Consider the following 23,406-nt stretch of genomic DNA (forward strand, 5'->3'; position numbering starts at 1 on the left):
GGAACTGTGGATGAGCGAAACTATTCAGCCAGGGACTGCCCCTAATTCAATGTCCGTCAACAGGAAGCGGATCCGCCAAGGGAGTACCCTCGAACTTGATGTCGGGGGCTATTCAGTCGCCGGATGCAAGCCAAGCAACCAAGATGCATTTGCGGTTTATCAACCTAAAAAGCACGATGAACTCCTGCACAAGGGCGTCGTTGCCTGCTTGGCCGATGGCGTCAGTTGCAGTGAACAGGCGCAGCAGGCCAGCCAGATTTGTGTGACCCAGTTTATCGAAGAATATTACGCCACACCGAAAACTTGGGGTGTTAAGCAGTCGGCAGGAAAAGTGCTGCATGCCTTGAATCAGTGGCTTTTCCATCAAGGTAGCCAGAGTGAACTCCAGCACAATGGCATGGTAACCACTTTCTGTGCGGTGATTATCAAATCCAACACGGCCTACATCATGCATGTGGGTGATACCCGCGCCTACCTCTACCGTAACCGGGCATTGACCCAACTCACCCAAGATCATCGCCGTCATCAATATGGCCAGCAATACTTTCTGACTCGATCGCTGGGGATGGATAGCCATATTGAAGTCGATTTCCAACAAATCCGGTTGGAAGAAGGTGACCGTTTGCTGATGGCAACCGACGGTATCTACGAATGGTTGGATGAGGCCCATATTCAGCAGGCGTTATCGTCTATTGATAATGCCGTTGAACCCCTATCCGAACAACTGGTGAAGGAAGCGCTGGCGGCAGGGAGCCAGGATAATGTATCCAGCTTGCTGATTGATATAAAAGCGTTACCGACTTTGACTATGGATGAGTACATTGGGGAGTTGACCAAACGAGTGATCCCCCCGGTCATGGAAGAGGGGAATCGAATCGATCAATACCGAATATTACGCGTGTTGTACAGTGGCCCCCGCAGCCATATCTATTTGGCAGTCAGCGAATTTGATAATCAGCGTTATGTGTTAAAGATGCCTTCACTCAATTTTGCCGAAGATTACCAGTATTTGCAGGGCTTTGTCCGTGAAGGTTGGGTCGGGGAGCAGATATCCCATCAGAGAGTAATGAAAATCCACCCTTTCTCACGCCACTCTCCTTTTCTCTACCATGTTTGCCAATGGGTAGAAGGTAAGTCACTTCGCCAATGGATGGATGATAACCCTAAACCTGATATTGAAAAAGTTCGGGTAATGGCTGAGGAAATAATTAAGTCGATTCGTGTGATGCAGCGCCATCGACTCATTCACCGTGATATTAAGCCAGAAAACTTAATCGTTAATCAATTTGAGCAAATTGTCATTATTGACTTTGGTTCAGTTTATTCTGAACACTTTGATGAAATACAAAACCCTATATCTGAAACGATACCCGTTGGTGATATTAAATATCTATCACCCGAGTGTTTACTTGGCGGTAAAGTTTCGATGAGGTCTGACATGTATTCTATATCCATCATTATTTATGAAATGCTAACTGGCCATTATCCTTATCCCTTCCCTAATACATTTAAACCGCCGCAGGCAAACAACCAATGGCCGGAATATACACCTTTAGAGAATTATCGTGATGACTTGCCTGCATGGTTGGATGTCGTCATTCGTAGAGGGTGTTTCCCTCAGGCCAGTCAGCGCTATGACGCCCTTTCAGAGTTGCTCTGTGACTTATCCAACCCTTCTTCACAAGTGCTCAAACAAGCGAACAAGCGGCCTTTGAAGAGTAAGAATCCGGTACAGTTTTGGAAAATCACCTCACTTTGCTTATTTATCATTGTTATTGTTCAAGTTATCATCGCAATGATTTAATATTAACCCTTTCAATTGTATCGCCATAATTCATTGGTAAGGGGAATAGGTTTGTCAGTGTTATATATTTAATTTCTGTCAAATAATTTTATTTATCTTAATTAATAAAAGTTAAATGAGATCACCCTTCCATTGCTTGTCGCTAATTTTTGCTGATGCTTAAAAAAACACTATAAATATACCCGAGTTTCTTCAGTATATCGGTTTTACTTGAACCAATATTGAATTGACTCATTTTTATATCGTCAGCTAAAGGCTAATTATCCGAAAGGGTAGGGCGCAAAACTTCCGACCTAAGGAGTAACCATTTTTATTGGTGACTCTAGGGTAGCGGGGTTACCTGATAGGAATAAGCAAGGTCAAAATAAGATCAAAGCAGTGGCTTCTTCCCATTAGCTGGCTTCCCAAAATAATCATAATGGAAGCTAAACATGAAAAAAGTAATTAACTTTTCCTTGGGCGCTGTGTCAGTCATGGCCGCCCTTTCTCCATTACATGTAAACGCTCACGGCTATGCTGAATTCCCAGCGGCCCGCCAACTTATCTGTTATAACGATAGCGGGCACTGGGGACCTTCTGACGGGTCGCAGATCCCGAATGAAGCCTGTCGTGCCTCGTTCCTAGAGTCAGGAACCTACCCAATCGTGCAAAAGAACGAGTTTGCTGCCCTAGTGCCGAATTACGACAATATGGATGCGGTTAAGGCTGCAGTTCCTGATGGGACTATTTGTTCAGGCGGTGACTCGCGCAAGAGCGGCATGAGTGTCGCTTCAGAGCACTGGCAACGTACCGACATGAAAGCGGGAGAAACATTCACTCTTCGCTACCGTGCTACGGCACCGCACAACCCGAGCTTCTGGCAGTTTTACATAACTAAGCCGGGCTACAATGCTGCCCATAGCCGTCTGGGCTGGGATGATTTGGAGCTGATTGATACTGCCGGCGACGTTAAAGTGACGGACGGGTATTACCTAATTGATGTCACCCTACCAAGCGGTCGAACCGGTGAAGCAACTTTGGTTTCCCGCTGGCAGCGAAATGATCCTGTAGGTGAAGGGTTCTACAACTGTAGCGATATCCGCTTTGATGGTGAGGTGCTACCGCCTGAGTGGACTTCTAAGGGACAGTACGTCAAACCGGGTGTTGAGGCGCAAGACGGTGACAGTGTTTGGTTCCGTATTTTCAACAAGCAAGGCTCTGAAATTGTATTCGAGAAGTTGCCAATTACGGCTGCTAACGAGAACATCAATACGTGGTCTTATGACCTTGCCCAATTGATCAATGATAAATACCCAACAGTTACCCAGGTGGGTGTGGAAGAAGCATCCGGCGATATCGTTTATCAACCATCAGATCTGTATACCAACCAAGTCTTTGTCACCAACCCGGATTACAACTACGCGTTGGATGTTCGCGATGGGGATGTGATTGAACCCGCTCCGGTAACAGTTCAAGGGCTAGAAAGTGAATACACTCAGGGTAGCGATGGTAAAACCTACATTGATGCAACCGTAAGCTCAGAAGGTAGTTACCTGATCAACATGAAGTTACTCGATAGCACTGGCCACCAGTTGGCACTGGCAAGTGATATTGTCGACAACGGTAACATCGATCTATCGGTGTTCACGACCCAGACCGGTTCATTTAGCGTGGTGGTAACAGCAGCCGAGCAAGGTAGCAGCGAGCACAAGGTCGTTGAAACCAAGTCGGTGACTATCAAGGACAGTTCAGGTGGTGGTGATTACGATTATGCCTACCCTGAAGGTATCGGTAGCTATGTACCTGGTGAAACGGTAGTACTTAGCCGCGACGGTAATACCTATCAATGTCGTCCATTCCCTGAAGGTGGCTGGTGTAATATTGACTCTGCGCATCACTATGAGCCGGGGTATGGTTCAGCATGGCAAGATGCTTGGATAAAGCAATAATTAGCGAAAGCAAATAGTTACCCTTCTCAATAAGGGGCAAAACGCTGGCATAAGCCAGCGTTTTTTTATGCCGGTAAGATCACAAAAAGAAACCACTCTTAGTGATGAAATGAAAAGTAGTGTTTCCATATGGAAACAAATTTGATGTGTAACTTGTTGAATTGGTGATCTGGCTCAAACTACATTGCATGAATATTTCTTTCGGATTTATAACTTGTTCCAGATCAATTTGTTGCACACTTTTCTGGTGGTAGGTTTCTACTCGTAGACAAGAGACTGATTACGGACAGCCTGTTTAGGCGAAGCAAAAAATATTGTGTGCAAGTAGGTTTTGGTAATTAGTTTTTGATAGTTATGGAGAATTTATCATGAGTAGCGCATTTTTTATCCCTACGGTAAACCTGATGGGTGCTGGCTGCCTGACAGAAGCGGCAGATGCTGTGAAAGCGCACGGCTTTAAAAAAGCTCTAATTGTGACTGATAAAGTGTTGAGCCAAATCGGTATGGTCAAGCAGGTAGCAGACCTGTTGGCACAGCGTGACATCGATTCTGTTGTTTTCGATGGTACACAACCAAACCCAACAATTGGCAACGTTGAAGCAGGCCTAGCACTGTTGAAAGACGGCGAGTGTGATTTCGTCATTTCACTAGGTGGCGGTTCACCGCATGACTGTGCCAAGGGTATTGCCCTTGTTGCCTCTAACGGCGGTAAAATTGCTGATTACGAAGGTGTTGACCAGTCTGCGAAACCTCAGCTACCACTTGTGGCGATCAATACCACTGCTGGTACTGCCAGTGAAATGACCCGCTTCTGTATCATTACCGATGAAGCGCGCCACATTAAAATGGCAATCGTTGATAAGAACACCACACCATTGATGTCGGTGAACGATCCTGAGTTGATGCTGGCAAAACCGGCTTCACTGACGGCTGCGACGGGTATGGATGCGCTGACTCACGCAATTGAAGCTTATGTCTCTACTGCAGCAACCCCGATCACTGACGCGGTAGCAATCAAGGCCATCGAGCTGATCCAAGCGCATCTGCGTACGGCAGTAGAAGACGGCCAGAACATTGAAGCGCGCGAGCAAATGGCTTATGCACAGTTCATGGCTGGTATGGCTTTCAACAATGCTTCACTGGGCTATGTTCACGCAATGGCGCACCAACTAGGTGGTTTCTACGATCTGCCACACGGTGTATGTAACGCGGTATTGCTGCCACACGTTCAGCGCTACAACGCACAGGTTTGTCCTGAGCGCCTAAAAGACGTTGCGAATGCGATGGGTGTGAATGTTGAAGGCCTGACGGCAGAGCAGGGTGCGGAAGCAGCGCTGGAAGCGATTCAGGAGCTGTCTAAAGATGTGGGTATTCCAGCAGGTCTTCAGCAGCTAGGTGCGAAAGAAGAAGATATTGCGGTTCTTGCTGATAACGCACTGAAAGATGCGTGTGGTTTCACTAACCCGAAACAAGCAAGCCACGAAGAAATTTCGGCTATCTTTGCTGCGGCAATGTAATCAGCCAATACCACTGCACGATTAAAGTTGCGCCCACCATTCGGTGGGCGCTTTTTTGTTTGGGCTTAATGCCAATTTTCGACGAGTCGCTTTTACAGGCTTTTGGTGAAGCGTTTGAGAGTCGGTGCGGTTCCATTCGGTACTGCTGATCCTTCGTAATGTATCACGCCATTTTTCCCCTGCTGTTTGACTTCATACATAGCAAAATCAGCTTGCTGTAGCACTTCACTGACATTAGATGCTTTGAGCGGGTACTCGCTACTGCCGATACTGGCCGAGATAGGGTAGCTTTTGCCATTCAGTATTACTGGCTGCTGAAAACTGTTAAGCAGTTTTTGGCTGATATTGATCTCGTGCTGAACCGCCAGAGACTCGATCACGGCAAACTCATCGCCACCCATACGGGCTACATGGTAGTGCTCGCCGCTCAGAACCGCCAAACGGGCAGCCACTGTCTTCAGTAGTTCATCGCCGGCATGGTGTCCCAGCGTATCGTTGATGGTTTTAAAGCCGTCTAAATCAACAAGATAAAACCTAAAGGGCTGTTGTTTATTAACCAACTCTTTAAGGTGTTGGTTGAGCCATAAACGGCTATGGATCCCTGTTAATGTATCGCTCATTGCTAACTTGCGCATCGCTGATGACTCACGCCAAAGCGCCCACAGTAAAATCCCGCCAAGCAATACGATGGCACAGAGTAAGAAGTACACCAGTGTTTTCATGGTATGAGTAGCTTCGACTCGTTTTAGTAGGTCTCCACTTGAAAGGCGAAATTTATGGCTAAGGAAAATTACTAGGTTTTCGTACTGATCCTTAACGTCAGTGATTATCGCCGATTCGGGATCGCCCGTTTCGAACTCAATTAGCTGTGGCTCTATCGATTGGATATAAGCAAATTGTTTGCTGATTTGATGATAGGCGCCATCGAAATGATAAAGGTGGCTGATGTGGGTGTTGTTGAGAATGGTCTTAAATCGGCTCCATAGGATCTCATATTGCAGCATCATATCGTTATGGTCACTGGTCCCGACTGCATAACGGTGAAGCTGGAGGTGAAACTCGGCATACTCCTTGTGTAGTTGGAGTACATACCAGGCTGCCTCATTTTGGCTGTTGGCAATGATATCTGAATTGCGTTTCAGGGCGGTCACAGCGACCAAAATGCTGATAATTAGTAACGGTGTGATGTAGATGAGTAGGGAGGTTATACGGCGGCTTATTCCCATATTGCAACCCGCTACTGCACTTCAATTACGGTGAGTTGCCACACCATATTGGCAAGGTGTTTGGTTTTGGCAGCTTCGGGGTGTTCATTGAGGGAAATGATCACCCAATAAGGGCCGTAATCTCTGACTTTCAAGTATTGGCCGTCTTGCTTGATGGCAACTAAAGGATTGTACTGTTTGATGTAGTCATGGCTGATCTCAACGGAATAATCGTTGAGGGCGAGTAACTTCAACTTGGAAGCAGAAAGCTTGAAGTGTTCAAGCAGTGTCAGCAGGCGTACTCCTTCAAAGTTGGCGCTTTGCTCTAGCCAAGGGAGGTGGGTAGAGAATGACGATTGGGGAAGTTGCTCGAGTTGGTCACGTTGGAGTACAAGGGATAGTTTTTCGCCTGACTGGCTGGTCCCTGACAAAGCCAATGGAATACTCTGGCTCCATGCCGAAAATGCAGTGAAAAGGCCAAAACAATATAAAAGACAACGTATTGTTAACTTCGGGCTTGCAAGCTGCATTGGAACTCCTCCAATTGTCGTCCTGAACTCTCTACCGTTACTCCAAAGCACTTCTTGCCGCAGAGATACTTAAGCTGCTTGGATATAATTGTAGCTGCTTCTTTTACATGTGAGGCAAAGAAATCAAAACAAAATAGAATGAGTACGTTGTAAATTTTTATTTCTCGCGGCATTAATAATCATGAGGTTAATGTGTTTTTGGGTGTTTTTTAAACATGATCAAGCTGTGAGATCAAAATAATTCCTGAAAAAACTTGAGCTAGTCAGGCTTACTCACTAGAATCCCCCTTCCTTTTTCGCTTGTATGACTTGTGGTCTGACAAGCGATGCTAATGGTGTAAACCATGTCTATCAGGGCGGAGCCCCTGTTTTGACAACCTTGTGGTTGTATCAATGTTTCCGGCGCTTAGCGGAAACACTCATTAAACAATCTGTGTTCAACTCGTAAATCCAGGAGTGCAAATTGGAAATTTTCAATTTCGTTCTGGACAACTGGGATGTGATTGTCTCTCGCACTGTAGAGCATCTGTCGTTAGTGAGCCTGGCCGTTGGTCTAGCCATGATGACAGGGGTACCTATTGGTATCGCAATTACCCAGAATCAACGTGTCGCCAATGTGGTGCTATACGTTGCGTCCATTATTATTACGATCCCTTCTATTGCCTTGTTCGGGATCATGATCCCTGTGCTGTCGATTATCGGCCAGGGTATTGGTTATCTGCCTGCAGTGATTGCGGTTTTGCTGTATTCGCAGTTGCCAATTATTCGTAATACCTACACCGCAATTAACAACGTTGACCCGGCCCTGCGAGAAGCAGCAAGGGGTATCGGCCTGACCAATATGCAGCGCCTGCGTTTGGTGGAAATCCCACTGGCTATTCCGGTGATCATGGCTGGTGTGCGCACTGCTGTGGTGATGAACATCGGTGTTATGGCTATCGCGACTTACATCGGTGCTGGTGGTTTGGGGACGTTTATTGCACGGGGGATCAGCCAGTCTGATCCGCGCCAGCTGATTGTTGGTGCTGTAGCTGTGAGCCTATTGGCAATCTTTGCCGATACGGTATTGGCGAAAATCCAAAAGAAATTCACACCGAAAGGTGTCGTCGTTCACGGCTAAGTTTTACGAATTTAAGAGGGCGTTTTCATGATTCAACTTGAGAACCTGACAAAAGTTTTTGAAACACCACAGGGTGTGGTGACAGCAGCCGATCATATCAACATGGAAGTACCGACCGGTGAAATCTGTGTCCTGCTGGGCCCATCTGGTTGTGGTAAAACCACCACGCTGAAGATGATCAACCGTCTGGTAACACCAACTTCTGGCCGTGTACTGATCAACGGTGAAGATACGACTGGTATCGATACGGTGACGTTGCGCCGGAATATCGGTTACGTTATTCAGCAGATTGGTCTGTTCCCGAACATGACCATCGAAGAGAACATCAGCCTGATCCCGAAATTGATGGGATGGGATGCCAAGCGTTGTACCCAACGTGCCAAAGATCTATTGGATATGGTGGCACTGGATCCAAACACCTTCATGAAGCGCTTCCCGAATGAACTTTCAGGAGGCCAGCAGCAGCGTGTCGGTGTGATCCGTGCGTTGGCGGCCGATGCACCGGTACTTTTGATGGACGAACCTTTTGGTGCAATCGACCCGATCAACCGCGAAGTGATTCAGGAAGAGTTCCTGAAGATGAACAAAGAGCTGAAGAAAACCATCATGTTCGTATCACACGATATTGATGAGGCCGTGAAGATGGCAAACAAAGTTGCAATCTTCCGTGATGGCCAACTTGAGCAATACTCAAGCCCAGACCAGCTTCTTGCCCACCCTGCGACTGACTTCGTGGCAGATTTCGTGGGTACTGACCGTACCTTGAAGCGCCTTCAGCTATCGACGGCTGGTGAAGTGATGGAGCGCCATGTTCCGACCGTATCGCCGAACGACACGTTGGATGTCGCCCTGCAGCGCATGAATGATTACGGCCACGGCATGATTGTGATGGTGAATAACCAGAACCAGCCAATTGGTATGATCACCAAATCTGTTGCCATGAGTCAGCGCGGCTTGTGTAGCGACCACTACGATGGCCTACCTATCCTGATGAACCAGGAGCAGGACTTGCGTGCGGTTGTCTCTAAGATGTTTGCCCACGACATCAGCTGGTTGGCGGTGGTCGACGAGCAAGGTCAATTGTGTGGTGAAATTTCACAGCGTGGTATTACACACCACCTGGGAGCCAGTTTCCGTAAAAAGGGGTAAGGGATGAAGTCGATTAACTTAAGCCCTTACTTCAATGCGCTACTGCTGGTGACCGTCTTCCTGCTTGGGATTTGGGCCCAGTCATCGGGTTTTGTCGAGCAGTTCATCTATTACTGGGATGAAATTATCTACTTGTCAGGTCATCACATCAAGCTGACCTTGATCTCGGGCTCGATTGCGATCCTGATTGGTGTACCGGTGGGGATTATCCTGAGCCGTCCTGCTTGCCGTAAGGCCGCTGATATGGTGATGCAAATCTTCAACATTGGTACCACGGTACCAACGCTTGCAGTATTGGCATTGTCGATGAGCTTTTTGGGCATTGGTGACAAGCCGGCGATTTTTGCCTTGGCGTTTGCCTCGGTGCTGCCAATTCTGCGCAATACCTACACCGGCTTGCTGTCTGTACCTGCGCACCTGAAAGAGGCGGCGACCGGTATCGGCCTGACGCCAACGCAGCAGTTGGTCAAGGTTGAACTGCCAAACGCGATGTACGTCATCATGGCGGGTATCCGTACTGCATTTGCGATCAACATCGGTACTGTGCCGCTGGCATTCCAGATTGGTGGTACCGGTTTGGGTGAGCTGATCTTCGCCGGTATCGATCTTTATGATACGCCGATGATGCTAGCGGGTGCGATCCCGACTGCTGTCTTGGCTTTGATTATGGATATGGTTCTGGGTGTTGTGACCTTCTTTATTGTGAGTAAGGGTGTAAACCCTAACCATAAGTAATGGCACGGAGTAAGACAAAGATGAAACGCGTAATCTCTTTAATGGCTGCTGTGACCACTGCGATCTCGGTAATGTTTTGTGCTGCTTCAGCGCAGGCGGCTGGCAAATTAGTTGTTGGTGGTAAGGGCTATACCGAGCAGCTGATCATGTCTTCGATGACGGCACAGTACCTTGCAGGCCTTGGCTATGATGTCGACCAGCGCGATGGCATGGGTTCGACGGTACTGCGTACTGCACAGCTTAACGGTCAGATCGACCTTTACTGGGAGTACACCGGTACTGGCTTGGTGACTTTTAATAAAGTGGTTGAGAAGCTTAACCCGGTTGAGACCTACCAGCGTGTTAAAGCGCTGGATGAAAAGGTTGGACTGATCTGGCTGAACCCATCGCAGGCGAACAATACCTATGCCTTGGCAATGCGCAAAGACTTTGCCAAAGAGAAGGGCATTGAATCTATCACCGACATGATGGAATGGCTCCAGTCTGAAGACGGCAAAGATGCCCAGATGGCAAGTAACGTTGAGTTTTCGGCCCGTCCAGACGGTTTGAAGTCGCTGCTTGAAGCCTATGAGTTTGATATGCCGCGCCGTAACCTACGCAAGATGAACTCGGGCTTGGTATATCAGGCTCTGGCTCAGGAAGTGGTTGATGTCACCATGGTGTTTGCTACTGACGGCCGTGTGAAGGCGTTTGATTTCTATGTATTGAAAGATGACCGCCAGCACTTCCCGAACTACGCCCTGACGCCGGTTGTTCGTACCGACGCTCTGGATGCTAACCCGGAACTGGCTGAGCAGCTTAACAAACTGTCTGCGCTGATGAATGACGAGACCATGTCTACCCTGAATGCCTTGGTAGACGTCGATGGACTTTCTATCGAACGTGTGTCCCGTGAGTTCCTTGAGCAAAACAGCCTGCTGTAATTACCCGATACAGTAATCAAGCGCTTTATCTAATTCAAAGGCCAGCGTCAGCTGGCCTTTTAAGGTTTTATCATGACAAAACAAGTACTACATGTTGGTATTGCCCAAATCGCCCCTGTGTTGGGCGATGTTGAGGCTAACCTGCAAAAGCACCTTCACTATATCGAACTCGCGCGCGCGCAGGGCATTGAGGTGTTGCTGTTCCCGGAGCTTTCGCTAACCGGCTACAGTTTGCGTGAAAAGACGCTGGATGTGGCTATGGCGGTCAGCCACCCGTTGCTCGAGAAGTTGGCTTCGGCAGCAGGTGACATGGTAGTTAGCGCAGGCTTCATCGAAGAAGCGCACGCCGGTGAGTTCTATAATGCGCAGGCGATGGTGACCAAAGGCCAACTCGTTCATGTCCACCGCAAGCTAAACCTGCCGAACTACGGCGGTTTGGAAGAAGCAAAATGGTATAGCAAAGGTCAGGACCTTGAGCCGTGTGAACCAATTGCTGGCTGGCCTATGCATACGCTGATCTGTGCAGATTTATGGAACCCGGCACTTCCGCATCTTGCGATGTTGGACAAACCCGCCTTGATGCTGGCACCGGTCAACTCGGCAGCCGATATTGTCTCTGATGAGTTCTCCAACCCGCAGGGCTGGAAAACCAATACAGATTTTATTTCGATGACCTATGGTGTGCCTGTGCTGATGGCAAACAGCTGTGCTCTTGAAGGTAACAGCCGTTTCTGGGGTGGTTCCCGTATTCTGGATGCGTTCGGTAATTGTCTGGCAGAAGCGGGTGGCGAAGAAGCCCTGATCAGTGCCGAAGTCTCGCTTAAAGATACCCGCGAGGCACGCTTCCAGCTACCAACTATCCGTGATGCGGACAGCCGTTTGGTGTTGGATTTGCTGGCTAAGCGAGTTGGAAAGTAATCATAAAGCCATGAGCTTTTACTGAATTTTCTGCAAATTAGCAGGGTGTAATTTTAAAAACGCATAAAGGCATCCATGCCGCTCCGACCCGCCGTCCATGGCGGGTAGGTTTTAAAATCACACCCAACTAACTTGCTGTTATGCAAGTTGAATATGAAAATTACAATAACGGGCTGAACATATAGAAGAACTGTTCAATCAGCTTGTTGCTGATATGCCTTTGCTCCCACTTGTTCCTGTCAACCAGGCTGGAATCATTCATATACTCTTTCTGTAGCCAGTTTAGCTGCTGGGTGAACTCGGCATTGTCCACTGCCAATGTCACCTCGAAGTTGAGCCACAGGCTGCGCATATCCAAGTTAACCGTACCAATCAAGCAGTGGGTCTTGTCTATCACCACGGATTTGGTATGTAGCAAACCGCCATGGAACCGGTGGATGCGAACACCTGCAGCCAGGAGCTCCGAGAAGAATGAGCGGCTAGCCCATTCCACCATAATAGAGTCATTCTTATCCGGGATAATGATATCGACGGTGACCCCACGGTGGGCGGCCCCCTTCATTGCGTGCAGCAAATTCTCACTCGGAACAAAGTAAGGGGTAGTGATCACCACACTTTCTTTAGCTTGGTAGATGCTAAGCAGCAGTGCCTGATGGATGATTTCATCTGGCATCCCCGGGCCCGATGGAATCACCTGGATCATATCGGTTGCCTCAACCGAACTTGGCAAGGTGCATTCAGGCAACTGCGGCAAGTAGCGGTCACCGGTCTCTACTTCCCAGTCCCAGGCCTGGATACCATTAAGCACCGCAACCGAAGGGCCGGTTACCCTTACCATGACATCAATCCACTGGCCGACTCCCGCATCGGTTTTGAAAAAGGCGGGATCAACCAGGTTCATCGAACCGGTGTAGCCAATTTTCTCATCAATAACGACAATTTTACGGTGCTGGCGCAAGTCCATCCGGCGCAGGAACATCCTGAACGGTGTGACCGATAGCGCCTCGACAATTTCAATGCCTGAATGGCGCATGAGTTTCGGCCAATGGGAGCGGAAGAAACGCATGCTGCCTGCGGCATCGAGCAGTACCTTTATCTTTACCCCGCGCTTGGCTGCCATGATGAGCGCAGTTGCGACTTCATCGGCTAACCCGCCCGGATGCCAGATATAGAACTCCATATCAACCGAGACTTCGGCTTGGTGGATATCTTCTATCAGTGAGCGGAGGATGGTTTGCGGGGAATCTTGCAGCGAGAGAGTATTGCCGCTCAGGGCCGGAATACCAAGTCGGTTTTCGCACAAATCACTGATAGGGCGGGCATGCTCGCTCATCAGCTCGGGCTGGTGGCCAGGACAATCATTAAGGCGCTGGAACCAGTCGGCGAAAGGCTCGAACATGACTTTCGCACGTTGGGCACGTTTTTTTCCTAGGTTGAGTTCGCCAAACAACAGGTAAGCAATCACCCCGCCGATAGGGATGATAAAGATGATCATGAGCCAAGCAAGAGAGACACCAACCACCCTGCGCTTGAACACAATGCGCATAGTGACGGCTGCGATCATCAACCAGTAGAAGAAGACGCTAGCCCAGACAAGAACTTGATAGAACTGTTCCATTCGTATTTGTTATGAGTTGGACGTATTACTCTATTTTGCATTGAAACTTGAGGAATACCAGCGAAATTTACTGGGATTTATGTGCTATGTTTGATAAGAGGAAATGACTGATTTGTAGGAGGAATGTAAAACTTGCACGCAGGGTTAGTGCAAAATATAAGCAAAAAACAAAGAATTGATGTAAAAAAGCAGTAAATGATCAAAATTTACAAGCGCGGGCTTCACATTCTAATCGCAACCTGTTTTACTTGCCATATATAGAGCGTCAATTACATCCTTATAAGTGTACAAATAAGTTTGCACACAAGTTTACACAACATATTTTCGGCGCCTATTACTAGCAAACTCTAGCAAACACAACAAAACCTTGGAGAGAACGTGGCTACTAGTAATACAACCACACAACCCCGCGATAGCTGGGGTTCTAAATTAGGCTTCGTTATGGCCGCGGCAGGATCCGCAGTAGGTCTAGGTAACATCTGGAAGTTCCCATACACAGCTGGTGAGAGTGGTGGTGGTGCTTTCGTAGCTATTTACCTATTGTTCGTGATCGTTATCGGTTTCAGCGTCATGCTGACTGAATTTGCCGTGGGTCGTAAAACAGGCCTTTCCGCTGTAGGTGCTTTCAAGTCTACTGATCGCCGTTGGACATTCGTCGGTGTTATCGGTGTCGTCAGCGGCCTGCTTATCATGGGCTTCTACCCGGTCGTTGGTGGCTGGGCAATTGCATACATCTATAAAATTGCGACAGGTCTATTAAGCACACCAGAAGCCATTGGTGACAGCTTCGGTGGCTTTATCTCTAACCCTATCCAGCCTCTATTCTGGATGGGCCTATACCTGGTGTTCAACATTCTGGTGGTTATCAAGGGTATTTCTGGCGGTATCGAGAAAGCCGGTAAGATCCTTATGCCTCTACTGTTTGCCATCCTTATCTTGGTAGCAGTAAAAGGCCTGAGCCTTCCAGGTGCAACAGCAGGTCTTGAGTTCCTGTTCAAGCCAGACTTCTCTAAAGTCGACAGCACAGTAGTATTGGCTGCGCTTGGTCAGGCATTCTTCTCACTAAGTTTGGGTATGGGCTGTATGATCACATACGGTAGTTACCTGAAGAAGAAAGAGAACCTAGTACAAACCACAGCAATGGTAACGGCGATGGATACTGCTGTTGCAATCCTTGCGGGTGTGGCTATGTTCCCTGCAATGTTCGCATTCAGCATGGAGCCAGCAGCAGGTCCTGGTCTGATTTTCGTTGTTGTACCTCAGCTATTTGCTGAAATGGGCGGCATCGTTGGTCTATTGCTTGCGCTACTGTTCTTCATCGGCCTAAGTGTTGCAGCATTGACTTCTTCTGTATCCCTACTTGAAGTGGTTGTGTCATACCTAATCGATGAGAAAGGTATGAAGCGTTCAACCGCTGTGTTCTCGGCAAGTGCCCTGATGGCGTTCCTGTGTGTATTCGCATCGCTATCGCTTGGCGGCCTTGGTCCAACACTGTTCGAAACAGGTGCGTTTGATATCTTCGACCTACTAACAGACAAGATCTTCCTAGCGGTTGGCGGTATGTTGGTATGTATCTTCGCAGGCTGGCGCTTGAGCCGTAGTGAACTTGAAAAAGAAATCACCAACGACGGTGAAATCAAGTTCCCACTATTCGGCCTATGGTACAACCTAGTTAAGTACGTGATCCCATTTGCTATCGCTATCGTTGCAATCGCAGGTGTGAAAGCTGGCTTTGACAGCGGCAAAGGTGAAATCATGGTGATGGGTCTTGCCATCATCGGCATCGGTGCCCTGATTTCTAAGAAGCTGTAATCAGCAAGTATTGTCACTTAATTTGACATAGCAAAGCGGGAGCCCTCGGGCTCCCGCTTTTTGATCGTACTGATTGCGATCAGGTGCCAGTAAAGGCCATGTGGAAATACTCCCTATAAGCGGTATACTTCGCTCTCTTTATTTGCCAGAGCCTTCAGCCAAGAGCCCATCACTATGTTCGATATTCTCCATACCCATCCGGATTTCCTTATCATCAACAAACACCCAGGGGTGTCTGTCCACAAAGATGATGGTGATGTGATGCTACTGCAGGAAGTTGCTAAGCAGAGTGGGGACGAGCAGCTATACCTTATCCACCGTTTGGACAAGATGACCTCTGGACTGCTGTTGCTGGGCAGAAACCGTGAAGCGGCATCGGTGCTTTCTTTGTGTTTTGCCGAGCGTGAAGTAGAGAAATATTACCTGGCAATCGGCACCAAGAAGCCAAAGAAGAAACAAGGTGTAGTGATCGGCGATATGACACGTTCCCGCCGTAGCAGTTGGAAGCTGGAGACCACTCGGGACAACCCAGCAGTGACGCAATTTTTCTCCACTGCCGCAGGTAATGGCCGGCGCTTGTTTTTGTGTAAGCCGCATACTGGGAAAACCCACCAGATCAGGGTGGCGCTTCGCAGTGTTGGCTCGGGGATCAGCGGTGATGAGATCTATGGTAATGAAAAGGCTGACCGCGGTTACCTTCATGCTTTTGCATTGCGCTTTCCGTACGCTGATCAACAGTGGCAGTTTATTTGTCTCCCACAACAAGGTGAACTGTGGTTGATTGATGAGACGCAGAAGGTTCTTGCAGAAGAGTGGTCAGCGCCATGGGAGTTGGCATGGCCTACATTATCGAAGGAGAAAGCCGCTAGAGGAAAGAGCTCAAAAGAAAAAGTCTCCGGTAAAAAATAGCATCGCTTGCGATTGGTTGCAGATTGACCAGTTCTTTCCGAAATTAAGTAGATAAATAGGGCTTAATGATAAAAAATTGTGTAAGCCGCGTATTTTTCATTGTTAACTTGCGACCAACTGTTGCTATTTTGACCTCTAGCAAATTACATTACAGAACAGTTTCACCTATAATATCGGTCTAGGATTTACCTAGACCGAGACATATTATGCGCCTTACCCGCTCCGTATCGCTTCGTATGCGATTGAAGAAAAAGAAGAACCAATCACGTTTCTGGGGGCTGGCGTCATTTCGCAGGCAACGTAAACTTGTCAAAAACCGCACCCGCCGCCAACGCCAAGTCCGCCTTCAGGCAGAATATGTTCACCTTGCCAGTTGTCGTCAACCCGACCAAGAAAACCTCAAACTCGTTGCCTAATAATATCTTTACTCCAATTGTGTTTGCTCTTGGTGGGTTTGCTATACTACCGCCCCTGAATTCCCCAACGCAGTAGAACTATGGAACCGAGTGCATTAGTAAACCTTGAGCAACACCTATTGACAGAATTGGCGACACCGCCAAGTGAAGTGCGCCGGTTATTCCATGGCCGTGGCCGTTGCTGGCCGGGACTTGAACAGCTGACTGTCGACTGGCTGAGTGGCCAAGTGCTGGTTTCACTCTTCAAAGAGCCGTCAGAGGAGTTTCTGACACAACTGCACCGCTTGCTACAGAATTTGACTGATACGCCAGCGTGGCAGCAATCAGGCGCCAAGTCGCTACTTCTCCAGCATCGTGACCGTCAAGGTTCGCCAATGGAAGTGTTGTGGGGTGAGAGCCGCGAGTATCAGGATGTGGTCGAAAATGGCCTTACGTTCAAACTGGATCTCGGCCGCAAGCAGAACAACGGCTTATTCCTTGATATGCGCTATGGACGCGATTGGGTGATGCGCCATGCCGAAGGTAAACGCGTTTTGAACCTGTTCGCATACACCTGTGGTTTCTCTGTTGCTGCGATTGCCGGTGGGGCAGAGCATGTGGTGAATCTAGATATGGCAAAAGCGGCGTTGAGCCGTGGCCGGGACAACCATCATCTGAATAAGCACGACCTATCGAAGGTTAGCTTCCTTGGCCATGAGTTGTTCAAGTCATGGGGCAAGGTCCGCAAGCTGGGCCCTTATGATCTGATAATTATCGATCCGCCATCGTTCCAGAAAGGCAGTTTTGCCCTGACCAAGGATTATCAGAAAATCCTCCGTCGCCTGCCAGAATTGTTGACCGAGAACGGACAGGTACTGGCCTGCGTGAATGACCCAGGTGTGTCATCATCTTTCTTAATTGAGGGAATGGCTACCGAAGCACCGGAGCTTACCTACCAGCACCGTTTGGAAAACCCGCCGGAGTTCAAAGATATTGACCCGGAAGGCGGGCTGAAAGTGCTGCTGTTTGAGCGTTCGTAAAGACTATGAATTAAAAGAAAAAACGCCAGCAATGCTGGCGTTTTTTGTACATATGATGTGTTTGCCGTAATTTGTTGTAGGGCATAATTTCAAAACCTAACCGCCAGGGACGGCCCGGGCTGGCGTTCCAGGTTTGGAGCGACATGGATGTCTTTATGCGTTTTTGAAATTACTGCCCTGCAGCAAATATTATATTGGCGCTATCAATTCGCTAACTGACTACACACATCTGCCGTGATTGGCTGGGTTACCATCGGGCGGCCACGCATATCCATGATCACGATATTGTAGTTAACCCCCTCGCTTACCATCGGGCTTAGCTCAGCGCTGTTACAGTAGTTAAGCGCAGCACTTTTGGCAGCTCGAGTAGGCGGCGTCTTACCACCACCACCATACAAAATGGTGATTTCGACAATGTTTTCCCGTGCTTGGGCTTTCATGATCTGGTATTGGTCAATCTTCTCGTACGGTGCCTTGTTGTTGATGGCCATCGCGCGAGCTTTTGCCATATCCAGAATGGCCTGCTGCTCTGCGTTTGATGCACAGCCTGCCAGCAGGGCAGCGCCGAGTAAAACGAGGGTGCGTTTTAGCATAAGGTTGTTATCTCAAAATCGGTTATGGAAGTACTTTCTTGAACGGCTTAACGATCACTTTTTCGTAGACGCCGGCTTCAATATAAGGGTCGGCATCGGCCCAAGTTTGGGCATCGTCAAGGGAGTTGAATTCAGCGATCACGGTTGAGCCGGTAAAGCCTGCTTCACCCGGGTTCTCGCTATCAATCGCAGGCATTGGGCCCGCAACTAGCAAGCGGCCTTGCTGTTGGAGATCTTTCAGTCGTGCAAGGTGCTTTTCACGCACACTCAAGCGGCGCTCAAGGCTGTTTTCGACATCTTGGGAAAAAATAACGTACCACATGTAGCTCTCTCCTTGTAACTGCTGCCCTCAATAGATATTGGTGAAATTTGTAATGAGGCAGCAATGTGTGACAAATTTTTCCTATCATAAATGAAAAAAAAAGCCCTAGCATTAGGATAGGACTTTTTTGCGGAACTTTGCCAAAGTTTGACAATGTCGCTATGTGTAATGGGCGCTTTTTCTTTTGCTCACAGCGCTTTTGTGGCTAGTGCTTTTGCACCGGACGCGGCCTGCCGTCAGCATCGATAGCAACATAGTTGAAGGTGGCGTCGCACACCATAAAGCGGTCTTCGATGTTTTCATCGCGTACTGGCTTGATCCAAACTTCAAGGTTGATGCTCATTGAAGTGCGGCCAATCTTGGTACATTCGCCATAGACACACACCACGTCACCCACACTGACGGGCTTTTTGAAGGTAATGCTTGATACCGATACGGTAACGATACGGCCACCGGAGATTTCCTTGGCAAGGATACCACCCGCGAGGTCAAGTTGGGACATGATCCAGCCACCGAAAATATCACCGTTGGCATTGGTGTCGGCTGGCATGGCGAGAGTGCGGAGCAGCAGTTGCCCGCGTGGGATGTTGTTTTCTGATGTCATGTTGCGACTCTGTACTACTCTGAATCAGGTTCTTTTGGCATATGGTGGTAAATATAGCCGCCGGTGGCAATGGTGAAGATCAAAGTCAGGATCAATAACCCAAAGACTTTGAAATTAACCCACACATCTAGCGGCAAACGGAAGGCAATATAGACATTCACGACGGCACATACAACGAAAAACAGTGCCCAAGCACCGTTGATCCTGTTCCAGACAGCGTCCGGTAGTTCCAATTCTTTGCCTAACATGCCCTTAATCAGCGGCTTACCCATGTACTGGCTGATAGCAAGCCCAGCGGCAAAAATCCCGTAGACGATGGTGACTTTCCATTTGATGAAGTTGTCGTCGTGCAGGAAAATTGTCAGCCCGCCGAATACCGCCACCATCACAAAGGTGACCAGCTGCATCTTTTCTACTTTTTTATACAGCACCCAAGTTACCGTAATTTGAATGGCGGTCGCGATAATCAAGGCACCGGTCGCGACATAGATGTCGTGGGTTTTATAGAGAATAAAGAATACGACCAGAGGAATAAAATCAATCAGTTGCTTCATGTTGATAGCCATAAAATACATATAAGCTGCTTATAGTATATCAATAAGCAAAAGGCTGCAGGTTTAACCCTGCAGCCTCCGGTCTGTAATACTGTTTGTATTACTTTGTATTGAGTAGCCTAGACGCGATGGCTGGACTCTGGCTCCGGCGTGTCCTGCGGCGCATCGTTGATCATGTTATCGACAATGACTGCACAAGCGGCATCACCGGTGATGTTAAGTGCAGTACGGATCATGTCGAAGATACGGTCAAGGGCAAACAACAGCGGTAGGCCTTCGATGGGAATACCCGCTGCCAGCAATACTGCGACAACCAAGAAAGACGGACCCGGTACACCAGCCTGACCAACAGCACCCAGTGTTGATGTCACAATAATGGCGATGTAAGCCCCCATACCCAGCTCGACATTGAACATTTGGGCAAAGAAGACAGCAACCAGACCGTAGTAAATGGCATTGCCACTCATATTGATGGTTGCACCCAGCGGCAATACGAATGAAGCAGTCGAGTTTTTCACGCCCAGCTCTTCTTCACACACTTCCATGGTAACAGGCAGGGTTGCCATGGAAGAAGCTGTCGATAGGGCAACAGCCTGTGGTTTCTTCATTGCTGACAAGAACTTCAGCGGCGACGTCTTGCTGAAGGCTTTGATCATTGCCGGGTAGAAGATGAAACCGTAAATCAAGATAGCAATCACGTAGACCACGAATAGCTTGAATACCACCATCAGTGCGCCAAAGCCGAAGGTACCTACCGCATCAGCCATCAGACCGAATACGCCAAGAGGGGCAACCTTCATTACAACGTTGATCATCCATACCATGGCATCAACAATGGCATTTACACCGTTGATCAATGGGTCACGGCGTTCTTTTTCCAGCTTCGAAACAGCAATACCGAAGAAAAGGCAGAAAACCAAAATTTGTAGGATATTTGCTTCATTCAGTGACTGGAAAACGTTGGTCGGGATCATGCCGAGTACGGTAGCCCAGAAGGTTGGCATCTCACCTTTATCGGCATAGACGTTAGAGAACATCCCCTCTACGCCAGTCATGTCGACGCCGACACCTGGCTGGAAGACCACACCCATGAATAGGGCCAAGGCAACCGCAACCGCTGATGTCAGGCCGAAAAAGCCCAGGGTAGACAAGCCGACTTTACCTGCTGATTGGCTACTGCCAAGCCCAGCAGCACCGGAGATAATGGCGACGGCGACCAAAGGGATCACCAACATTTTGATTAAGTGGATGAAGATGCTGCCTAGCGGGGCGAACATACTTGCAGACTGGCCCATCATCGCGCCGACGAGGGTTCCCACACACATGGCAATGACGACCTGCACGCCAATATTGCCAAACAGTCCTTTTTCTTTTAACACGGTTAGATACCTCAGTTGTGTTCGATATTATTCGCAAAGCAATGGGTATAAAAAACATTGGTAATTTGTTTTGTAATTGTACTAAATGTTAACCCGATATTTTGCGCGTGTGTTTTTACACGGAAATATCATCTTTATCAATCTTTCTTTTACTTGATTGGTGTTATTGCCTTTCAAACTTGCAATTTGTTTGTACCTGGCCTTAACAAGTTGGTTACTGTATGGGGGAAGGAGGAAGAGATCTTTGATCTTGCACCAGAAAATATCAGGGAGATGCAAAAAGCCGCCCACAGAGTGACCTGGGGCGGCTTTTGTGTTTATAGCTTAACGCCGGAAAGGTTAGCCTTTGCGGGTTGCTGCCTTCATGTTGCTGATAAAGCTATGCATATTGCTGAGCATAGCATCATGATCATCAAGGTTGTTCTCAATCACTTTCACCACGGCAGAACCAGAAATGGCACCTGCAGCACCGGCTTCAATCGCTTCGGCAACTTGCTGCGGCTCTGAAATACCAAAGCCAAGCAGTGCTGGTGGTGCATTGTGCGTCTTCAGGCTTTCCAGCAGGTGGTTGATTGGCGCACCTGCTTTGGTTTCAGTACCGGTTACACCGGCGCGTGATAGCAGGTAGGTATAACCACCACCGAACTCAGACACCGTTTTCAATGTATCTTCATCAGCATTTGGCGGGGCGATGAAGATTGGGTGGATGCCGTGCTTAGCTGCCGCGTTACGGAACTCTTCAGACTCTTTTAGCGGCACATCGGCAACAAGAACCGAGTCGACACCCGCTTTTGCGCACTGTTGGTAGAAGTTTTCGATACCATTGGTGAACACCAGGTTGGCGTACATCAGAAGGCCAATTGGCATGTCAGGATACTTAGCGCGGATCTGGCTCAACAGATCAAAACAGACGGCTGGGGTAGTGCCAGATTCCATAGCACGGATTGTTGCACCCTGGATAGTTGGGCCATCAGCCAGCGGATCAGAGAATGGGATCCCTAGCTCCAGTGCGTCGGCACCGGCTTCTACCAAGGTTTCAATGATTTTCAGTGATTGCTCCGGGTTCGGATCACCGATTGTAACAAAAGGAACAAATGCGCCTTCGTTTTTCGCCGCCAGGCGGTCAAATTGGGCTTGGTAACGATCCATTACAGCACTCCTTTTGCATCTAGAATATCGTGTACGGTGAAAATATCTTTGTCGCCACGGCCTGATAGGTTAACGACCAGCAGCTGTTCTTTTTCTGGGTTGGCTTTGATCATCTTCAAGGCATGGGCCAGTGCGTGGGCTGACTCAAGTGCCGGGATGATACCTTCGCTGCGGGCAAGCTCTTGGAAGGCTTCCAGTGCTTCGTCATCGGTGACGGCTTCGTATTCGGCACGGCCAATAGCGTTGAGGTGGGCGTGCTGAGGGCCGACAGACGGGAAGTCCAGGCCGGCAGAAACAGAGTAAGACTCTTCAACCTGGCCATGTTCGTCCTGCATCAGAGGTGCTTTCATACCGAAGAAAATACCTAGCTTACCGTGTTTCAGCGGCGCGCCGTGCATGTCGGTATCGAGGCCTTTACCTGCCGGCTCAACACCAATCAGGCCAACACTTTGCTCGTCGATGAAGTCCGAGAACATACCGATAGCATTCGAGCCACCGCCGACACAGGCGATAACGGCATCAGGTAGGCGGCCTTCTTTCTCAAGGATCTGGGCTTTGGTTTCTTCACCGATGATGTGCTGGAATTCACGCACGATGGTCGGGAACGGGTGAGGACCGGCAGCAGTACCTAGCAGGTAGTGCGCTTTGTCGTAAGTGGCTGTCCAGTCACGCATCGCTTCGTTACAGGCATCTTTCAATGTTGCCGAGCCTGAATGGACTGGGATCACTTCGGCACCCATCAGCTTCATGCGAAATACGTTAGGGCTCTGGCGCTCAACGTCTTTGGCACCCATGTAAACACGACACTTAAGACCCAGTAGCGCACAAGCCAATGCTGTGGCAACACCGTGTTGGCCCGCGCCGGTTTCGGCGATGATTTCATCTTTGCCCATACGCTTAGCCAGTAGGGCCTGACCCAATACCTGGTTGGTTTTGTGGGCACCACCGTGCAGTAGGTCTTCGCGCTTAAGGTAAAGCTTGGTCTTGGTGCCTTTGGTTAGGTTTTGGCACAAAGTCAGCGCTGTTGGACGACCGGCGTACTCTTTTAGCAAGTCGATAAATTCTTTCTGGAAGCTAGGGTCTTGCTGGGCTTCAACAAACGCTGCTTCAAGCTGGTCTAGGGCTGGCACGAGGATCTGTGGGACGTACTGGCCACCGAACTCGCCGAAGTAGGCACTAATCTTACTCATGGTTTATTTTCC

General features: G+C 48.7%; 22 protein-coding genes and 1 riboswitch. Of the genes, 12 read left to right on the forward strand and 10 right to left on the reverse strand.

The genetic code is table 11. The features are described 5' to 3' along the window. Nucleotides 1-10 precede the first annotated feature (10 nt). The 3 genes from C9J01_RS16115 to yiaY all read left to right on the forward strand — a co-directional run bounded on the left by C9J01_RS16115 (nt 11) and on the right by yiaY (nt 5,249). Nucleotides 11-1,804, forward strand: a complete 1,794-nt coding sequence (locus C9J01_RS16115; RefSeq protein WP_237156989.1) for a bifunctional protein-serine/threonine kinase/phosphatase — start codon at nt 11-13, stop codon at nt 1,802-1,804. Nucleotides 1,805-2,048: 244 nt separating this feature from the next. Next, nucleotides 2,049-2,148, forward strand: a riboswitch (cyclic di-GMP riboswitch). An 87-nt stretch (nt 2,149-2,235) separates the two neighbouring features. Next, on the forward strand, nt 2,236-3,732 hold the full coding sequence (locus C9J01_RS16120) for a lytic polysaccharide monooxygenase (RefSeq protein ID WP_107299159.1): 1,497 nt from the start codon (nt 2,236-2,238) through the stop codon (nt 3,730-3,732). 368 nt (nt 3,733-4,100) lie between these two features. Beyond that, nucleotides 4,101-5,249 carry an L-threonine dehydrogenase gene (gene yiaY / locus C9J01_RS16125; protein WP_107299160.1) on the forward strand — a complete coding sequence of 383 codons (1,149 nt, stop codon included), beginning with the start codon at nt 4,101-4,103 and terminating at the stop codon, nt 5,247-5,249. Between the two features lie 92 nt (nt 5,250-5,341). Here yiaY and C9J01_RS16130 read toward each other — a convergent pair whose 3' ends face one another. Both C9J01_RS16130 and C9J01_RS16135 read right to left on the reverse strand, forming a co-directional pair. Then, nucleotides 5,342-6,475 (reverse strand): GGDEF domain-containing protein, encoded by a 1,134-nt coding sequence (locus C9J01_RS16130; RefSeq protein WP_107299161.1) that lies wholly within the window; start codon nt 6,473-6,475, stop codon nt 5,342-5,344. A gap of 11 nt (nt 6,476-6,486) precedes the next feature. Continuing rightward, nucleotides 6,487-6,984 carry a putative pterin-binding protein gene (locus C9J01_RS16135; protein WP_107299162.1) on the reverse strand — a complete coding sequence of 166 codons (498 nt, stop codon included), beginning with the start codon at nt 6,982-6,984 and terminating at the stop codon, nt 6,487-6,489. 463 nt (nt 6,985-7,447) lie between these two features. On the opposite strand from C9J01_RS16135, the gene C9J01_RS16140 reads away from it, so the two are divergent. The 5 genes from C9J01_RS16140 (at nt 7,448) to C9J01_RS16160 (ending at nt 11,829) form a co-directional block, all read left to right on the forward strand. After that, nucleotides 7,448-8,104: an ABC transporter permease gene (locus C9J01_RS16140; protein WP_039458410.1), complete on the forward strand. Its 657-nt coding sequence runs from the start codon at nt 7,448-7,450 to the stop codon at nt 8,102-8,104. Between the two features lie 27 nt (nt 8,105-8,131). Beyond that, entirely contained in the window at nt 8,132-9,253 is a 1,122-nt protein-coding gene (locus C9J01_RS16145) for an ABC transporter ATP-binding protein (RefSeq protein WP_107299163.1), read from the forward strand. A 3-nt stretch (nt 9,254-9,256) separates the two neighbouring features. Continuing rightward, nucleotides 9,257-9,988, forward strand: coding sequence for an ABC transporter permease (locus C9J01_RS16150; protein ID WP_107299164.1), 732 nt, complete (start codon nt 9,257-9,259; stop codon nt 9,986-9,988). Between the two features lie 20 nt (nt 9,989-10,008). Beyond that, on the forward strand, nt 10,009-10,911 hold the full coding sequence (locus tag C9J01_RS16155) for a glycine betaine ABC transporter substrate-binding protein (protein ID WP_170114915.1): 903 nt from the start codon (nt 10,009-10,011) through the stop codon (nt 10,909-10,911). A gap of 72 nt (nt 10,912-10,983) precedes the next feature. Next, the gene (locus C9J01_RS16160; RefSeq protein WP_107299165.1) at nt 10,984-11,829 is read left to right on the forward strand and encodes a nitrilase-related carbon-nitrogen hydrolase; all 846 of its coding nucleotides are present in this window, start codon (nt 10,984-10,986) and stop codon (nt 11,827-11,829) included. Between the two features lie 160 nt (nt 11,830-11,989). Here the strand turns inward: C9J01_RS16160 and cls are convergent, their stop codons facing one another. Further along, nucleotides 11,990-13,447 carry a cardiolipin synthase gene (gene cls, locus C9J01_RS16165; protein ID WP_107299166.1) on the reverse strand — a complete coding sequence of 486 codons (1,458 nt, stop codon included), beginning with the start codon at nt 13,445-13,447 and terminating at the stop codon, nt 11,990-11,992. A 378-nt stretch (nt 13,448-13,825) separates the two neighbouring features. On the opposite strand from cls, the gene C9J01_RS16170 reads away from it, so the two are divergent. From C9J01_RS16170 to C9J01_RS16185, 4 genes are all read left to right on the forward strand, one after another. Further along, the gene (locus tag C9J01_RS16170; protein ID WP_107299167.1) at nt 13,826-15,259 is read left to right on the forward strand and encodes a sodium-dependent transporter; all 1,434 of its coding nucleotides are present in this window, start codon (nt 13,826-13,828) and stop codon (nt 15,257-15,259) included. 174 nt (nt 15,260-15,433) lie between these two features. Then, entirely contained in the window at nt 15,434-16,168 is a 735-nt protein-coding gene (locus tag C9J01_RS16175) for a TIGR01621 family pseudouridine synthase (RefSeq protein ID WP_107299168.1), read from the forward strand. A gap of 206 nt (nt 16,169-16,374) precedes the next feature. After that, nucleotides 16,375-16,584 carry a hypothetical protein gene (locus C9J01_RS16180; RefSeq protein WP_107299169.1) on the forward strand — a complete coding sequence of 70 codons (210 nt, stop codon included), beginning with the start codon at nt 16,375-16,377 and terminating at the stop codon, nt 16,582-16,584. Nucleotides 16,585-16,664: 80 nt separating this feature from the next. Then, entirely contained in the window at nt 16,665-17,603 is a 939-nt protein-coding gene (locus C9J01_RS16185) for a class I SAM-dependent methyltransferase (protein WP_107299170.1), read from the forward strand. A gap of 203 nt (nt 17,604-17,806) precedes the next feature. Here C9J01_RS16185 and gspS2 read toward each other — a convergent pair whose 3' ends face one another. The 7 genes from gspS2 to trpB form a co-directional block, all read right to left on the reverse strand. Further along, a complete protein-coding gene (gspS2, locus tag C9J01_RS16190; protein ID WP_107299171.1) occupies nt 17,807-18,196 on the reverse strand; it encodes a type II secretion system pilot lipoprotein GspS-beta in 390 nt (129 codons plus the stop codon). Between the two features lie 22 nt (nt 18,197-18,218). Next, the gene (locus C9J01_RS16195; protein WP_107299172.1) at nt 18,219-18,518 is read right to left on the reverse strand and encodes a YciI family protein; all 300 of its coding nucleotides are present in this window, start codon (nt 18,516-18,518) and stop codon (nt 18,219-18,221) included. 205 nt (nt 18,519-18,723) lie between these two features. Further along, the gene (gene yciA, locus C9J01_RS16200; protein ID WP_107299173.1) at nt 18,724-19,122 is read right to left on the reverse strand and encodes an acyl-CoA thioester hydrolase YciA; all 399 of its coding nucleotides are present in this window, start codon (nt 19,120-19,122) and stop codon (nt 18,724-18,726) included. A 14-nt stretch (nt 19,123-19,136) separates the two neighbouring features. After that, complete coding sequence (locus C9J01_RS16205; RefSeq protein WP_107299230.1) at nt 19,137-19,676, reverse strand: septation protein A; 540 nt, start codon at nt 19,674-19,676, stop codon at nt 19,137-19,139. 119 nt (nt 19,677-19,795) lie between these two features. After that, nucleotides 19,796-21,070 (reverse strand): dicarboxylate/amino acid:cation symporter, encoded by a 1,275-nt coding sequence (locus tag C9J01_RS16210; RefSeq protein ID WP_107299174.1) that lies wholly within the window; start codon nt 21,068-21,070, stop codon nt 19,796-19,798. A gap of 324 nt (nt 21,071-21,394) precedes the next feature. Beyond that, on the reverse strand, nt 21,395-22,204 hold the full coding sequence (trpA, locus tag C9J01_RS16215; RefSeq protein ID WP_107299175.1) for a tryptophan synthase subunit alpha: 810 nt from the start codon (nt 22,202-22,204) through the stop codon (nt 21,395-21,397). Then, complete coding sequence (trpB, locus tag C9J01_RS16220; protein WP_107299176.1) at nt 22,204-23,394, reverse strand: tryptophan synthase subunit beta; 1,191 nt, start codon at nt 23,392-23,394, stop codon at nt 22,204-22,206. Before trpB ends, trpA begins: the two co-directional genes overlap by 1 nt. Nucleotides 23,395-23,406 lie beyond the last annotated feature (12 nt).

Origin of the sequence: Photobacterium rosenbergii, assembly GCF_003026455.1 — a bacterium.
Lineage (GTDB): Bacteria > Pseudomonadota > Gammaproteobacteria > Enterobacterales > Vibrionaceae > Photobacterium > Photobacterium rosenbergii.

What these genes read in the sequence shown, in the direction of transcription:
- C9J01_RS16115 (WP_237156989.1), top strand. Translation starts at nt 11, where the DNA reads ATGAGCGAAACTATTCAGCCAGGGACTGCCCCTAATTCAATGTCCGTC.
- C9J01_RS16120 (WP_107299159.1), top strand. Translation starts at nt 2,236, where the DNA reads ATGAAAAAAGTAATTAACTTTTCCTTGGGCGCTGTGTCAGTCATGGCC.
- yiaY (WP_107299160.1), top strand. Translation starts at nt 4,101, where the DNA reads ATGAGTAGCGCATTTTTTATCCCTACGGTAAACCTGATGGGTGCTGGC.
- C9J01_RS16130 (WP_107299161.1), bottom strand. Translation starts at nt 6,475, where the DNA reads ATGGGAATAAGCCGCCGTATAACCTCCCTACTCATCTACATCACACCG.
- C9J01_RS16135 (WP_107299162.1), bottom strand. Translation starts at nt 6,984, where the DNA reads ATGCAGCTTGCAAGCCCGAAGTTAACAATACGTTGTCTTTTATATTGT.
- C9J01_RS16145 (WP_107299163.1), top strand. Translation starts at nt 8,132, where the DNA reads ATGATTCAACTTGAGAACCTGACAAAAGTTTTTGAAACACCACAGGGT.
- C9J01_RS16150 (WP_107299164.1), top strand. Translation starts at nt 9,257, where the DNA reads ATGAAGTCGATTAACTTAAGCCCTTACTTCAATGCGCTACTGCTGGTG.
- C9J01_RS16155 (WP_170114915.1), top strand. Translation starts at nt 10,009, where the DNA reads ATGAAACGCGTAATCTCTTTAATGGCTGCTGTGACCACTGCGATCTCG.
- C9J01_RS16160 (WP_107299165.1), top strand. Translation starts at nt 10,984, where the DNA reads ATGACAAAACAAGTACTACATGTTGGTATTGCCCAAATCGCCCCTGTG.
- cls (WP_107299166.1), bottom strand. Translation starts at nt 13,447, where the DNA reads ATGGAACAGTTCTATCAAGTTCTTGTCTGGGCTAGCGTCTTCTTCTAC.
- C9J01_RS16175 (WP_107299168.1), top strand. Translation starts at nt 15,434, where the DNA reads ATGTTCGATATTCTCCATACCCATCCGGATTTCCTTATCATCAACAAA.
- C9J01_RS16180 (WP_107299169.1), top strand. Translation starts at nt 16,375, where the DNA reads ATGCGCCTTACCCGCTCCGTATCGCTTCGTATGCGATTGAAGAAAAAG.
- C9J01_RS16185 (WP_107299170.1), top strand. Translation starts at nt 16,665, where the DNA reads ATGGAACCGAGTGCATTAGTAAACCTTGAGCAACACCTATTGACAGAA.
- gspS2 (WP_107299171.1), bottom strand. Translation starts at nt 18,196, where the DNA reads ATGCTAAAACGCACCCTCGTTTTACTCGGCGCTGCCCTGCTGGCAGGC.
- C9J01_RS16195 (WP_107299172.1), bottom strand. Translation starts at nt 18,518, where the DNA reads ATGTGGTACGTTATTTTTTCCCAAGATGTCGAAAACAGCCTTGAGCGC.
- yciA (WP_107299173.1), bottom strand. Translation starts at nt 19,122, where the DNA reads ATGACATCAGAAAACAACATCCCACGCGGGCAACTGCTGCTCCGCACT.
- C9J01_RS16205 (WP_107299230.1), bottom strand. Translation starts at nt 19,676, where the DNA reads ATGAAGCAACTGATTGATTTTATTCCTCTGGTCGTATTCTTTATTCTC.
- trpA (WP_107299175.1), bottom strand. Translation starts at nt 22,204, where the DNA reads ATGGATCGTTACCAAGCCCAATTTGACCGCCTGGCGGCGAAAAACGAA.
- trpB (WP_107299176.1), bottom strand. Translation starts at nt 23,394, where the DNA reads ATGAGTAAGATTAGTGCCTACTTCGGCGAGTTCGGTGGCCAGTACGTC.